Source organism: Bacillus paralicheniformis (assembly GCF_002993925.1).
GTDB classification, from domain to species: domain Bacteria; phylum Bacillota; class Bacilli; order Bacillales; family Bacillaceae; genus Bacillus; species Bacillus paralicheniformis.
Window position 1 is genome coordinate 22603 of sequence record NZ_CP023665.1, and the last position, 14898, is coordinate 37500.

A 14898-nucleotide genomic window follows, 5' to 3' on the forward strand; every position below is an offset into this window, starting at 1 on the left:
TTTGTTCCTCCTTTATTTTCCTAAGCAAAATTGAGAGAAGAGCTGGTCGATCAGGCTTTCGTGTACAGCATCGCCAATGATCTCTCCGAGAACTTCCCAGCATCTTGTTAAATCAATTTGAACCATATCGATCGGGACATCGTTTTCGATGCCCTCCAATGCGTCAGTAATGGCGCGCTTCGCCTCATGCAGCAGTGAGATGTGCCTTGTATTGCTGACATATGTCAAGTCGCCGCTCTCGATCGTTCCTGTGAAAAATAGCGATTGAATGGCTTCCTCCAGCTCATCAATCCCTTCCTCTTTCAATAAGGATGTCGTGACGACAGGCTGGTTCCCCGCCAATTCCCGAACGCGATCAAGATCAAGTCTTTGCTCAAGATCGGTCTTATTGACGATGACGATGATGTCCATGCCCTTCGTTGCTTCAAAGAGCTTGATGTCTTCTTCCGAAAGGGTCTCACTGTAATTGAGGACAAGCAAAATCAAGTCAGCTTCTTTTAATACCTGTCTTGAACGTTCAACGCCGATTCGCTCGACGATGTCTTCGGTCTCGCGGATCCCGGCTGTATCGACAAGACGCAGCGGCACGCCTCTGACATTCACATATTCTTCAATGACATCCCGCGTCGTACCCGGAATGTCCGTTACAATCGCTTTTGTCTCATGGACGAGACTGTTTAAAAGCGAGGACTTGCCGACATTTGGCCGCCCGATGATAACCGTCGAGATGCCTTCTCTTAATATTTTACCCTGCTCTGAAGTCGTCAGCAGCGCCTCGATTTCCTTTTTGACCTTTGTCGCCTTTTCAATCAGCATCTTATGGGTCATTTCTTCGACATCATCGTATTCCGGATAGTCTATATTCACTTCAACATGGGCCAACGTTTCAAGAATCTCGGCTCTCAACCGTTTGATCAGTGAAGACAGCCTTCCTTCCATCTGATTCATGGCCACATTCATAGCGCGGTCTGTTTTGGCCCTGATGAGATCCATGACAGCTTCAGCCTGGGAAAGATCGATTCTTCCGTTCAAAAAGGCTCTTTTCGTAAATTCCCCCGGTTCCGCAAGGCGCGCTCCCTCTCTCAAAACGAGCTGAAGCACCTGGTTGACGGTTACAATTCCGCCGTGGCAGTTGATTTCTACAATATCTTCCCGCGTAAAAGTTTTCGGCGCTTTCAGTACCGAAACCATGACTTCTTCCACGACTTTTTCCGTTTCAGGATCAACGATATGACCGTAGTTAATCGTATGTGAATCGACGGAACTCAGCCTTTTCCCGCGAGGTCCTTTATATACTTTATCGGCGATCGCAAGAGCCTCAGGGCCGCTCATCCGGACGATCGCAATCGCCCCTTCTCCCATCGGCGTTGAAATCGCAGCGATGGTATCCATGGCTTTCACCTCTCTTTTTCATTCCTCTATCTATTATCCCCATTTGTCCGGGTCATCTTCCAAACATCGTATATGGATGAAAAACTTTTATTGTAATCAAAATTTAAAGATATCATAGTTTCAATTGAAGTGGAAGTGACTTGAACCGTTATCCACAACCGTTCTAAGCCATCATTACTTACTTTAACTTATCCACATGTGAATAACAATTAAATTTCATTTTCATCAACAGCTTACACCGAAAAAACTAAAGCTTAAACCGATTTGGTCTGCATTTATCGATTTTGCAACGGCAAAAAACCGAAGCCCCAATTTTGGGAACTTCGGTTTTCATGTTATTTTTTATATGAGATGACAAGGTGCCGGTTATGGTCTTCTCCGGTAGAATAAGTTTCGATATGCTGCGAGTAGCCCGCAAGCGTATCATGGATGACTTTGCGCTCACTGGAAGGCATCGGCTCCAGGTGAATGTCTTTTTTCTGCCTGGCCGCCTGATCAGCAAGCTTCAATGCAAGCTGAGCGAGTGTTTCCTTCCGCTTTGCGCGGTATCCCTCGGCATCAACCACCGCTTGGATATATCTGTCGGAATGACGATTGAGCACGAGCTGCGTCAGCGTTTCAAGGGCATTTAAAGTTTGTCCTCTTTTTCCAATTAAAAGGGCTGTTTTATCGCCTTTTAACTGAAAAATCACTCGTTTTGACTCCTCTTCTGCCGTTACCTGGGCTTGTATTCCCATATTCGAAATCACATTTTCCAAATACTGTTTTGCTTCTTTAACCGGGTCTATTTTTTCTCGAATGTTCACGACTGCAGACCGATGACCGAAAATGCCGAATAATCCCTTTTTTCCTTCATCAACTACGTCGACTTCGACATCATCTGCATGAAGGCCCAGCTGTTCAAGCCCGGATTGCACTGCTTCATCGACGGTACGTCCAGTAGCAGTCAGTTCCTTCACTTTTTCTTACCTCCGGATTTTTTTCCTCCGGCTGCCGCTTCCTGCCTCTCTGCCTTTAAATCAGGCCCTTTGATAAAGAAGGTTTGAGCAATCATGAATAAGTTACCGACTACCCAGTACAGGGAAAGAGCCGCCGGGAAACTGACCGCAAATACAACGATCATGATCGGCATCAGCCAAAGCATCATCGCCATCTGCGGATTTTGTTGCGCTGTTCCCGCCATCATCAGCTTTTGCTGAATGAATGTGAACACACCGGCGAGAATCGGCAAAATGAAATACGGATCACGCTCCCCAAGGTCAAACCATAAAAAGCTGTGTTCTGCGATTTCCCGCGTTCTCATAATGGCATGATAGAATCCGATTAAAATCGGCATTTGAATTAAGATCGGGAAACATCCGGCAAGCGGGTTAACCCCGTGCTTCTGCATGAGAGCCATCGTTTCCTGTTGAAGCTTCTGCTGCGTTTTTTGATCTTTAGAACTGTATTTTTCGCGAAGTTTTTGCATTTCAGGCTGGAGAGCCTGCATCGCTTTCGAACTCTTCGTCTGCTTGATCATCAGCGGCAAAATTAAAAGTCTGATTAAGATCGTGACGATGATAATCGCGAGTCCGAAGTTTTCATTCGTTAAATTTGCTACATACGTGATCAGCTGTGACAGCGGGTATACGATATACGTGTTCCAAAACCCTTCGCTTTCTGCAGTGATCGGCTGGTTGATTTCCGTACATCCAGCTAACAGCACGATAACGCCGATCATACTGAACAATAATAAAATTCGCCTCTTCAACAATATTTCCTCCTAAATCTTCATTCTTCAACCGGTGTTATTCGGTTATGACCATTAAAAAGACATACTTTCTCGTATTTTATCATCTTTCTCCCCGAATGGGCGACGACATTTTTCAGGAGCTAAAGGAAGCGCTTAAAAATGAGGGCCATAACATCTTTTTAACCCGGACTATGATGGCTGATTCGGTTTTTTCCGGTAGACAAACGACTTTCTGAAAAGGTGCTGCAAACTTTTTTTCGTCTCTTCATATGACAATTCAGCTGCAGGCTTTCTTGCGATGATAATGTAGTCATTTTCTTGTTTTAATAGATCCCGCTCTTCCTGGATGACCTGGCGAATCAGCCGCTTTACCCGGTTGCGCACGACTGCGTTTCCGATTTTCTTGCTGACCGACAGTCCCACCCGAAACTCTTTCGCCTCAGGCTGGTGAAGCACATATAAAACATATTGCCGGTTTGCCATCGATTTGCCTTTTTTAAATACTTTTTGAAAATCTTCATTTTTCTTTAATCGATTTCGCTTTTTCATATCTTCTTTCACTCCGATAACAAGCTGGCAAATGGGCCTGGTCATTCCTCTATGTAAAAAAGACCACTGACATTATTCAGTGGCCTAAGCTGATAATACTTTTCTTCCTTTGCGGCGACGACGTGCTAATACAAGACGTCCATTTTTAGAACTCATACGGCTGCGAAAGCCATGAACTTTGCTGCGCTTACGGTTATTTGGTTGAAATGTTCTTTTCATGTATGACACCTCCCTCGAGGAATAGCTGTTAAAGACAGTCTAATTTATTATATTGGGATGAGCAGTTCATTGTCAACTTCGCTCACACATTTCTTTTTTGCACCATAATAGGATAACACATATCAATTTTCTTCGAAAGCCTAATTTCACTTTTCCTCAATTTTAGCTTAAAAGATTTTTTTGGAAGCGGGAAAATGGGATGAACGAAGCGAAAAAAAAACCAATGTGGATATCTTTCGCCTCGTTTTTTCTATCCACAGTCATTATCGACAACATTTTCACAAAACTAACCGTTGTGGACAATATTTCTTCAACAGTTTGTATAGTGTGTGGATAAGTTCCTCGCAACCATTGCAACCACTCGCTTATTCTGATATTATATTTGTGTTTTAACTCTTGATAACAAATTGGCTGCCAATCCATTATCCACAAACTGTGGATAAGTTGTGGAAAGTTTTTTCACAGGGTGTGCAGGAATTTGTCCACATCTTGTGAAGAATGTCGAAAAGACGTTTTTCTACTATATTATATGTTTTCAACATTTCATTAACGAATGGACTCATCCATTTGCTCTTTTTTTGTGTTCTATAACAGGTTGGACGAGCAAATATTGCTGGTAAAGGAGGGACGAACCGCCATTATGAAAAACATATCGGATCTTTGGAATCAAGCTTTGGGGCAGATCGAAAAAAAATTGAGCAAGCCCAGCTTTGAAACATGGATGAAATCGACAAAGGCCCATTCATTGCAGGGCGATACGCTGATCATCACCGCACCGAACGAGTTCGCCAGAGACTGGCTTGAATCAAGATACCTGCACCTGATCGCCGATACGATCTACGATCTGACAGGAGAAGAATTGAGCATTAAATTTGTCATTCCTCAGAATCAAAATGAAGAAGATTTTATGCCTAAGTCTCCAATCAAAAAAATGTCGAAAGAAGAACCGGCTGATTTTCCGCAAAACATGCTGAACCCCAAATATACATTCGATACGTTCGTTATCGGTTCAGGAAACCGATTCGCCCATGCGGCGTCTTTGGCAGTGGCCGAAGCCCCGGCGAAAGCTTACAATCCGCTGTTTATTTATGGGGGAGTCGGACTTGGAAAGACTCACTTAATGCATGCGATCGGGCACTATGTTATCGATCACAATCCATCTGCAAAAGTGGTTTATTTGTCATCTGAGAAATTTACAAATGAATTCATTAACTCGATCCGTGACAATAAAGCTGTCGATTTTCGCAACCGCTATCGAAATGTTGACGTTCTTTTGATAGATGATATTCAATTTTTAGCCGGAAAAGAACAGACGCAAGAGGAATTTTTCCATACGTTTAATACGCTGCATGAAGAAACAAAGCAGATCGTCATTTCCAGCGACCGGCCTCCAAAAGAGATCCCAACGCTTGAAGACCGTTTGCGCTCCCGTTTTGAATGGGGATTGATCACAGACATCACGCCTCCTGATCTAGAAACAAGAATTGCGATTTTAAGGAAGAAAGCAAAAGCAGAAGGACTTGATATCCCGAATGAAGTCATGCTTTATATTGCCAATCAGATCGACAGCAATATCAGGGAGCTGGAAGGGGCATTAATCAGGGTTGTCGCATATTCTTCCCTGATCAATAAAGACATCAACGCCGATTTGGCTGCTGAAGCTTTGAAAGATATCATTCCGTCTTCAAAGCCGAAAGTCATTACGATCAAAGACATCCAAAGAATCGTCGGCCAGCAGTTCAATATCAAGCTGGAGGATTTCAAGGCGAAGAAACGGACAAAATCGGTGGCTTTTCCGCGGCAAATCGCTATGTATCTATCAAGAGAAATGACAGATTCTTCTCTTCCAAAGATCGGCGAGGAGTTTGGCGGACGCGACCACACGACGGTCATCCATGCCCACGAAAAAATATCAAAACTGCTGAGCGATGATGAACAGCTCCAGCAGCATATTAAAGAAATTAAAGAGCAGCTGAGATAAATGGTGAGCGGGAAAGTGTGAATAACTTGAACATAGCCTTACACAGTCTGTCCACATGTGGATAGGCTGTGTTTCCGTTCGTTTTTAGCACTTATCCACAAATCCACAGCCCCTACTAGTACTTCTGCTATTTTTATAAAACATAATAATTAATAGATTTCCGCAAGGAGGATGATTATGAAGTTTACAATTCAAAAAGACCGCCTAGTCGAAGGTGTCCAAGATGTGTTAAAAGCCGTTTCTTCAAGAACGACGATTCCGATCTTAACCGGTATTAAAATCGTGGCCTCTGATGAAGGTGTCTCTCTGACAGGCAGCGATTCCGATATTTCGATTGAATCGTTTATCCCAAAAGAAGACGGCGATTTAGAGATCGTGACAATTGAACAGCCCGGCAGCATTGTGCTTCAAGCGCGTTTTTTCAGTGAAATTGTCAAAAAGCTGCCGATGTCAACGGTGGAAATCGAGGTTCAAAATCAATACTTAACGATCATCCGCTCCGGCAAAGCAGAGTTTAACTTAAACGGTTTGGATGCAAGCGAATATCCGCTTTTGCCGCAAATTGAAGAGCATCACGCTTTTCAAATTCCGACCGATCTGCTGAAAAACTTGATCCGCCAAACCGTTTTCGCAGTGTCCACCTCAGAAACACGCCCAATCTTGACAGGTGTAAACTGGAATGTCGCGGGCGGTGAATTAATATGCACTGCGACGGATAGTCACCGTCTGGCATTAAGAAAAGCTAAGCTCGACATTAACGAAGACAGTTCTTACAATGTCGTCATCCCAGGAAAAAGCTTAACCGAGCTGAGCAAGATCCTTGATGACCATCAGGAGCTAGTCGATATTGTGATTACCGAAACACAAGTGTTATTTAAAACAAAAAACGTGCTGTTTTTCTCCAGACTGCTTGACGGAAACTATCCGGATACAAACCGCCTGATTCCTCAGGAAAGCAAAACGAACCTGATCGTCAATACAAAGGAATTTCTTCAGGCGATCGACAGGGCTTCGCTCTTGGCAAGAGAAGGTCGAAACAACGTGGTGAAACTTTCCGCAGCCGCCAATGAGTCGATCGAAATTTCTTCAAACTCTCCGGAAATCGGAAAGGTTGTCGAAACGGTGAATGCCGAGCAGATTGAAGGGGAAGACTTAAAGATATCCTTTAGTCCGAAATATATGCTGGATGCCCTTAAAGTTCTTGAAGGAGAGGATATTCACGTGAGCTTCACGGGCGCTATGAGGCCTTTTCTGATCCGTACGCCGAATGACGATTCGATCGTCCAATTAATTCTTCCTGTCCGGACGTATTAATTTGTTGGAATAGAAAGTTGCCGGCTGGTCCGGCAGCTTCTCTTATTTTTCGGGAGAAAAGCGCTCTCGCCCTGCCTTGGTTGTTCATACCGCAAGTTTCCCCTTTCCTTCTTTCCCTGTTTTTTAGTACAATTAGATATTAGTGATATTGAAAGAGGTCGATATAATGACAAAGACGGTGGCTATTGATACAGAGATGATTACCCTCGGCCAGTTTTTGAAATTGGCGGATGTCATTCAGTCCGGAGGAATGGCAAAATGGTTTTTATCGGAATATGAAGTACTCGTCAATGACGAGCCGGATAACCGCCGCGGACGAAAACTGTATGTCGGAGATGTGGTGACGATTGAAGGATTCGGTTCATTTCAAGTCGTCGGCTAAAAGCAGGTGGTATTGATTGTATATCCAAAATCTTACATTATCATCTTACCGTAATTATGAGCGCCTTGACCTTCAATTTGAAAACAAAGTGAATGTGATTATCGGAGAGAACGCTCAAGGAAAAACGAATTTGATGGAAGCGATCTATGTGCTTGCGATGGCGAAATCCCATCGGACGTCAAATGATAAAGAACTCATACGATGGGATGAAGACTATGCTAAAATAGAAGGCAGGGTCATTAAAAAAAACGGTTCTGTTCCCATTCAGCTCGTGATTTCCAAAAAAGGAAAAAAAGGTAAAGTCAATCATATTGAACAGCAGAAACTGAGCCAGTATGTCGGGGCTGTCAACACGATTATGTTCGCGCCGGAGGATTTAAATCTTGTAAAAGGAAGTCCTCAGGTCAGAAGAAGGTTTCTCGATATGGAAATCGGCCAAGTATCACCTGTCTATCTTCATGACCTTTCTCTTTACCAAAAAATCCTTTCACAACGGAATCATTTCCTGAAACAGCTTCAAACGAGAAAGCAAACCGACCAAACGATGCTTGACGTGCTGACGGAACAGCTTACGGAATTCGCGGCAAAGGTTGTGATGAAACGGCTTCAGTTTGTCGATCAGCTTGAAAAATGGGCTCAGCCCATTCATTCCGGAATTTCAAGAGGTCTGGAAGAGCTGACGTTAAAGTATCATACGTCTCTTCACGTATCAGATTCGCCCGATTTGTCGAAAATGATCAATAGTTATCAAGAAACGTTTTCTAAATTAAGAGATAAAGAAATAGAACGGGGGGTATCTCTGTCAGGTCCCCACAGGGATGATGTTCTCTTCTACGTCAATGGCCGTGATGTGCAGACTTACGGATCGCAGGGCCAGCAGCGAACGACTGCTTTGTCGCTTAAATTGGCTGAAATCGATTTGATTCAGGAAGAGATAGGAGAATATCCGATTCTGCTTTTGGATGATGTTTTATCAGAGCTGGACGACTATCGGCAGTCTCACTTGCTCCACACCATTCAAGGCCGTGTTCAAACATTCGTAACAACGACAAGCGTTGATGGAATTGATCATAAAACCTTAAACGAAGCGGAAATCTTTCGAGTTGAAAATGGCACGCTATCGGACTGAGAAAATGGGGTGAGGGATTGTATATCCACTTAGGTGACGATTTTGTCGTCTCAACGCGTGAAATTGTGGCTATTTTTGATTACAAGGCAAAGACGTCGCCGATTGTTGAAGAGTTTTTAAACAAGCAAAAACAGCAGATTGTCTCTTCTAACAGCACGCCGAAGTCAATTGTTGTCACATTACAATCGATTTATTTTTCTCCTTTAGCCTCAGGCACGTTGAAAAAACGAGCGCAATCCAAGCCGGAAATCGATTCATAAAAGAATCTTAACTATAAATTTATTATGTTTGAAGAAAAGTGTAGGTGAATGTGCGTGGCAATGGAACAGCAAAATAATTACGATGAAAATCAGATACAGGTTCTAGAGGGATTGGAAGCCGTGCGGAAAAGACCCGGAATGTACATCGGGTCGACAAGCGGCAAAGGTCTGCACCATTTAGTATGGGAAATTGTCGATAACAGCATCGATGAAGCATTGGCCGGTTACTGCACTGAAATCAATGTCGAAATTGAAAAAGACAACAGCATCACTGTAAAAGACAACGGACGGGGGATTCCGGTCGGTATTCATGAGAAGATGGGCCGTCCCGCTGTAGAAGTCATCATGACAGTCCTGCACGCCGGAGGAAAGTTTGACGGAAGCGGATATAAAGTTTCAGGCGGTTTGCACGGCGTCGGTGCATCTGTTGTTAACGCCCTTTCAACCGAGCTCGATGTAACGGTTTACAGAGATGGAAAAGTCCATTACCAGGAATTTGAACGGGGCGTTCCGAAAGCTGATTTGAAAGTCATAGGAGATACGGAAGTGACGGGAACGACCACTCACTTCAAGCCTGATCCGGAAATATTCACGGAAACGACGGAATACGACTATGATACGCTTGCCACTCGTGTCCGGGAGCTCGCTTTCTTGACAAAAGGCGTCAAAATCACGATTGAAGACAAGCGAGAAGGAAAAGAACGCAAGAATGATTACTGCTATGAAGGCGGTATTAAAAGCTATGTTGAACACTTGAACCGTTCACGGGAAGTGGTTCATGAAGAGCCAGTCTATATTGAAGGATCCAAAGACGGCATTACGGTCGAGGTGGCTCTTCAATACAACGACAGTTATACCAGCAACATTTATTCGTTTGCCAATAACATTCATACGTATGAAGGCGGAACGCATGAAGCCGGCTTTAAGACCGGTTTGACGAGAGTCATCAATGATTACGCGAGAAGGAACGGTGTCTTCAAAGAAAGCGATCCGAACTTAAGCGGGGAAGACGTCCGTGAAGGTTTGACAGCGATCATTTCAATCAAGCATCCGGATCCTCAATTTGAAGGGCAGACGAAAACAAAGCTTGGCAACTCAGAAGCGCGGACGATAACAGATGCGCTATTTTCAGAAGCGCTCGAAAAGTTTCTGCTTGAAAACCCGGATTCGGCCAAAAAAATCGTTGAAAAAGGGGTTATGGCCGCCAGAGCACGAATGGCTGCAAAGAAAGCACGCGAACTGACGCGCAGAAAAAGCGCCCTTGAAGTGTCGAATCTGCCGGGGAAACTGGCTGACTGTTCTTCTAAAGACCCGACGATTTCCGAACTTTACATCGTTGAGGGTGACTCTGCGGGCGGATCGGCAAAACAGGGCCGCGATCGTCATTTCCAAGCCATTTTGCCTTTGAGAGGGAAAATCTTGAACGTCGAAAAAGCACGCCTGGACAAAATTTTGTCCAACAATGAGGTTCGTTCTATGATCACCGCGCTTGGCACCGGGATCGGGGAAGATTTCAATCTTGAAAAAGCCCGCTACCACAAAGTCGTGATTATGACGGATGCCGACGTCGACGGTGCCCACATCCGAACGTTGCTGCTGACCTTTTTCTACCGCTACATGAGACAGATCATCGAACAAGGATATGTCTACATCGCTCAGCCGCCGCTTTACAAAATACAGCAGGGGAAACGCGTTGAGTATGCGTACAATGACCAGCAGCTCGAAGAAATTTTAAAAGAGCTTCCGCAAAATCCGAAGCCAGGCCTGCAGCGCTATAAAGGTTTGGGCGAGATGAACGCGACACAGCTTTGGGAAACGACGATGGATCCTGAAACGCGGACATTGCTTCAAGTAACACTCAAAGATGCGATCGATGCGGATGAAACCTTTGAAATGCTGATGGGCGACAAGGTTGAGCCGCGCCGCAACTTTATCGAAGAGAATGCCCGATATGTAAAGAATTTGGATATTTAATGATTGTAAGACCTTATTTTCGCTTAATTGAAATAAGGTCTTTTCTAGAATGAGCCTTTGGCGCTCTAGTCATTTGATGTGTATAAAATCAAGATTATTGATATAATGGAGAATAGCCTAATTCGTTGAAGAGTATAAATTACAAATCTACTCCCACACAACTCATGTAGATTCTCCAGGGAGGTTTTTTAATGAGTGAACAACATAAGCCCCAAGTTCAGGAAGTCAATATCAGTCAGGAAATGCGCACATCTTTTTTAGACTACGCAATGAGTGTTATTGTTTCCCGCGCTCTTCCGGACGTAAGAGACGGTCTGAAGCCGGTGCACAGAAGAATATTGTATGCGATGAACGACCTTGGGATGACAAGTGATAAGCCGTATAAAAAATCCGCGCGTATTGTCGGCGAAGTTATCGGTAAGTACCACCCGCATGGTGATTCTGCTGTTTACGAAGCCATGGTCAGAATGGCGCAGGATTTTAACTATCGGTACATGCTCGTTCAAGGCCACGGAAACTTCGGTTCTGTCGACGGCGACTCGGCTGCGGCCATGCGTTACACAGAAGCGAGAATGTCTAAAATATCAATGGAAATTCTGCGCGACATCAATAAAGACACAATCGATTACCAGGACAACTATGACGGATCGGAAAAAGAGCCGGTTGTCATGCCCGCGAGATTTCCAAACCTGCTTGTCAACGGAGCGGCCGGTATTGCTGTAGGTATGGCCACAAACATTCCGCCGCATCAGCTCGGTGAAGTCATTGACGGGGTCTTGGCGGTCAGCAAGAACCCTGAAATCACGCTTCCGGAATTGATGGAAATCATTCCTGGACCTGATTTCCCAACAGCAGGGCTGATCTTGGGGAGAAGCGGCATCCGGAAAGCCTATGAAACAGGCCGGGGATCCATTACGCTTCGAGCCAAAGCTCAAATCGAAGAAACATCTTCCGGTAAACCGGTAATCATAATTACGGAAATACCGTATCAGGTGAATAAAGCTAGGCTGATCGAAAAAATCGCCGATCTAGTGCGCGATAAGAAAATCGACGGCATTACGGATCTCCGCGATGAATCAGACCGAAACGGCATGCGCATCGTCATTGAACTGAGAAGGGACGCAAACGCTAATGTACTGTTAAATAACTTGTACAAGCAGACCGCTCTTCAAACATCATTCGGCATTAATCTTTTGGCGCTTGTTGACGGACAGCCGAAAGTATTGAGCTTGAAGCAGTGTCTGGAGCATTATCTTGACCATCAAAAAGTCGTGATCAGAAGGCGCACGGCATTCGAGCTTCGCAAAGCGGAAGCGCGGGCCCACATTCTTGAGGGCTTGAGAGTGGCGCTTGATCATCTTGATGAAGTTATTTCCCTGATTAGAAATTCGCAAACAGCTGAAATCGCAAAAAACGGATTGATTGAGAAGTTTTCTTTGACCGAAAAACAGGCCCAAGCGATTTTGGACATGCGTCTTCAGCGTTTAACAGGACTGGAACGCGAAAAAATCGAAGAGGAATATCAAGGTCTTGTTGAGTTGATTGCCGAGTTAAAAGCCATCTTAGCAGACGAAGAAAAGGTTCTTGAAATCATTCGGGAAGAGCTCACAGAAGTTAAAGAGCGCTTTAATGATGAGCGCCGTACGGAAATCGTGACATCAGGCCTTGAAACGATTGAGGACGAAGATCTCATCACGCGCGAGAATATCGTTGTGACTTTAACCCATAACGGATATATCAAACGTCTGCCTTCTTCCACTTACCGCAGCCAAAAACGGGGCGGGAAAGGCATTCAGGGCATGGGGACAAATGAAGACGACTTCGTTGAACACCTGATTTCAACATCCACCCATGACACCATTCTCTTCTTCTCAAATAAAGGGAAGGTGTACCGTTCGAAAGGATATGAGATCCCTGAATTCGGACGGACAGCAAAGGGAATACCGATTATTAACCTGCTTGAAGTGGAAAAAGGAGAATGGATCAACGCGATTATCCCGGTAAGCGAATTTGATGACGAGTCTTATTTGTTCTTCACGACAAGACACGGAATATCAAAACGCACGCCGCTTTCCCAATTCGCGAATATCCGCAATAACGGATTGATCGCCTTAAGCCTCCGCGATGAGGATGAATTGATGGCCGTCCGCCTGACAGACGGAAATAAACAAATTATTATCGGCACGAAAAACGGTCTGCTGATCCGTTTCCCTGAAACAGATGTAAGGCAAATGGGAAGAACAGCAGCCGGTGTTAAAGGCATCACTCTGACAGATGACGATGTTGTCGTCGGCATGGAGATTTTGGAAGAGGATTATCATGTGCTAATCGTAACTGAAAAAGGCTACGGAAAACTGACGCCGGCTTCAGAATACAGGGTTCAAAGCCGTGGAGGAAAAGGGCTGAAAACCTGCAAAATCACAGAAAATAACGGCTCTCTTGTGACAGTGAAAGCAACAACAGGAGAAGAAGATTTAATGATCATCACAGCCAGCGGCGTGATCATTCGGATGGATATTAAAGATATTTCCACAACCGGCCGCGTCACCCAGGGCGTGCGTCTTATCCGATTAGGTGAACAAGAGCATGTTGCGACTGTCGCTTTAGTTGAAAAAGATGAAGAGAACGATACAGAAGAACAGGAAGCAGACGAATCATAAAAACATGCAGCCAAATGGCTGCATGTTTTTCTATTCAATCTTTCAAATAAGATCTTTTCATCAGAAAGATGATGTGCTATAATTTCTTTTGGTCGCTTATAAAAGCAACAACAAAAACTTTTCCGAAAAAAAGTATTGACCGCTTGTCTCATAAATGTTATATTTAAGTGGTCGCTTTGAGAGCGGCAACGAAGTTCTTTGAAAACTAAACAAGACAAAACGTACCTGTTAATTCATTAAATAAATCGCACATGCGAGTGTGCGTAGTCATTATCAAACTTCATGGAGAGTTTGATCCTGGCTCAGGACGAACGCTGGCGGCGTGCCTAATACATGCAAGTCGAGCGGACAGATGGGAGCTTGCTCCCTGATGTCAGCGGCGGACGGGTGAGTAACACGTGGGTAACCTGCCTGTAAGACTGGGATAACTCCGGGAAACCGGGGCTAATACCGGATGCTTGATTGAACCGCATGGTTCAATTATAAAAGGTGGCTTCGGCTATCACTTACAGATGGACCCGCGGCGCATTAGCTAGTTGGTGAGGTAACGGCTCACCAAGGCAACGATGCGTAGCCGACCTGAGAGGGTGATCGGCCACACTGGGACTGAGACACGGCCCAGACTCCTACGGGAGGCAGCAGTAGGGAATCTTCCGCAATGGACGAAAGTCTGACGGAGCAACGCCGCGTGAGTGATGAAGGTTTTCGGATCGTAAAACTCTGTTGTTAGGGAAGAACAAGTACCGTTCGAATAGGGCGGTACCTTGACGGTACCTAACCAGAAAGCCACGGCTAACTACGTGCCAGCAGCCGCGGTAATACGTAGGTGGCAAGCGTTGTCCGGAATTATTGGGCGTAAAGCGCGCGCAGGCGGTTTCTTAAGTCTGATGTGAAAGCCCCCGGCTCAACCGGGGAGGGTCATTGGAAACTGGGGAACTTGAGTGCAGAAGAGGAGAGTGGAATTCCACGTGTAGCGGTGAAATGCGTAGAGATGTGGAGGAACACCAGTGGCGAAGGCGACTCTCTGGTCTGTAACTGACGCTGAGGCGCGAAAGCGTGGGGAGCGAACAGGATTAGATACCCTGGTAGTCCACGCCGTAAACGATGAGTGCTAAGTGTTAGAGGGTTTCCGCCCTTTAGTGCTGCAGCAAACGCATTAAGCACTCCGCCTGGGGAGTACGGTCGCAAGACTGAAACTCAAAGGAATTGACGGGGGCCCGCACAAGCGGTGGAGCATGTGGTTTAATTCGAAGCAACGCGAAGAACCTTACCAGGTCTTGACATCCTCTGACAACCCTAGAGATAG

Annotated in this window: 12 protein-coding genes and 1 rRNA gene (1 of these 13 only partly in view); 8 read left to right on the forward strand and 5 right to left on the reverse strand. The window is 45.1% G+C overall.

Annotated features, from left to right (window positions below; all coding sequences use genetic code 11):
* Positions 1-12: 12 nt before the first annotated feature.
* From mnmE to rpmH, 5 genes are all read right to left on the reverse strand, one after another.
* Entirely contained in the window at positions 13-1392 is a 1380-nt protein-coding gene (gene mnmE / locus CP943_RS00130; RefSeq protein WP_020453653.1) for a tRNA uridine-5-carboxymethylaminomethyl(34) synthesis GTPase MnmE, read from the reverse strand.
* A gap of 335 nt (positions 1393-1727) precedes the next feature.
* Positions 1728-2351: an RNA-binding cell elongation regulator Jag/EloR gene (gene jag / locus CP943_RS00135; RefSeq protein ID WP_020453654.1), complete on the reverse strand. Its 624-nt coding sequence runs from the start codon at positions 2349-2351 to the stop codon at positions 1728-1730.
* Positions 2348-3148 carry a YidC family membrane integrase SpoIIIJ gene (spoIIIJ, locus tag CP943_RS00140; protein WP_095291183.1) on the reverse strand — a complete coding sequence of 267 codons (801 nt, stop codon included), beginning with the start codon at positions 3146-3148 and terminating at the stop codon, positions 2348-2350. The genes jag and spoIIIJ overlap by 4 nt, the downstream gene beginning before the upstream one ends.
* A gap of 165 nt (positions 3149-3313) precedes the next feature.
* A complete protein-coding gene (rnpA, locus tag CP943_RS00145; protein ID WP_020453656.1) occupies positions 3314-3673 on the reverse strand; it encodes a ribonuclease P protein component in 360 nt (119 codons plus the stop codon).
* 84 nt (positions 3674-3757) lie between these two features.
* The gene (gene rpmH / locus CP943_RS00150) at positions 3758-3892 is read right to left on the reverse strand and encodes a 50S ribosomal protein L34 (protein ID WP_003178075.1); all 135 of its coding nucleotides are present in this window, start codon (positions 3890-3892) and stop codon (positions 3758-3760) included.
* A gap of 640 nt (positions 3893-4532) precedes the next feature.
* Between rpmH and dnaA the strand changes: the two genes are divergently transcribed.
* The 8 genes from dnaA to CP943_RS00190 all read left to right on the forward strand — a co-directional run.
* Entirely contained in the window at positions 4533-5873 is a 1341-nt protein-coding gene (dnaA, locus tag CP943_RS00155; protein ID WP_023856797.1) for a chromosomal replication initiator protein DnaA, read from the forward strand.
* Positions 5874-6050: 177 nt separating this feature from the next.
* On the forward strand, positions 6051-7187 hold the full coding sequence (dnaN, locus tag CP943_RS00160; protein WP_026580417.1) for a DNA polymerase III subunit beta: 1137 nt from the start codon (positions 6051-6053) through the stop codon (positions 7185-7187).
* A 166-nt stretch (positions 7188-7353) separates the two neighbouring features.
* Positions 7354-7569 (forward strand): S4 domain-containing protein YaaA, encoded by a 216-nt coding sequence (gene yaaA, locus CP943_RS00165; protein WP_003178084.1) that lies wholly within the window; start codon positions 7354-7356, stop codon positions 7567-7569.
* Positions 7570-7585: 16 nt separating this feature from the next.
* A complete protein-coding gene (gene recF, locus CP943_RS00170; RefSeq protein ID WP_003178089.1) occupies positions 7586-8698 on the forward strand; it encodes a DNA replication/repair protein RecF in 1113 nt (370 codons plus the stop codon).
* Between the two features lie 17 nt (positions 8699-8715).
* Entirely contained in the window at positions 8716-8958 is a 243-nt protein-coding gene (gene remB / locus CP943_RS00175) for an extracellular matrix regulator RemB (RefSeq protein WP_023856795.1), read from the forward strand.
* Between the two features lie 60 nt (positions 8959-9018).
* Positions 9019-10932, forward strand: coding sequence for a DNA topoisomerase (ATP-hydrolyzing) subunit B (gene gyrB, locus CP943_RS00180; protein WP_031305110.1), 1914 nt, complete (start codon positions 9019-9021; stop codon positions 10930-10932).
* A gap of 191 nt (positions 10933-11123) precedes the next feature.
* On the forward strand, positions 11124-13592 hold the full coding sequence (gene gyrA / locus CP943_RS00185) for a DNA gyrase subunit A (RefSeq protein WP_023856793.1): 2469 nt from the start codon (positions 11124-11126) through the stop codon (positions 13590-13592).
* A gap of 279 nt (positions 13593-13871) precedes the next feature.
* Positions 13872-14898: ribosomal RNA gene (locus CP943_RS00190) — 16S ribosomal RNA — on the forward strand; it runs 522 nt beyond the window's last position.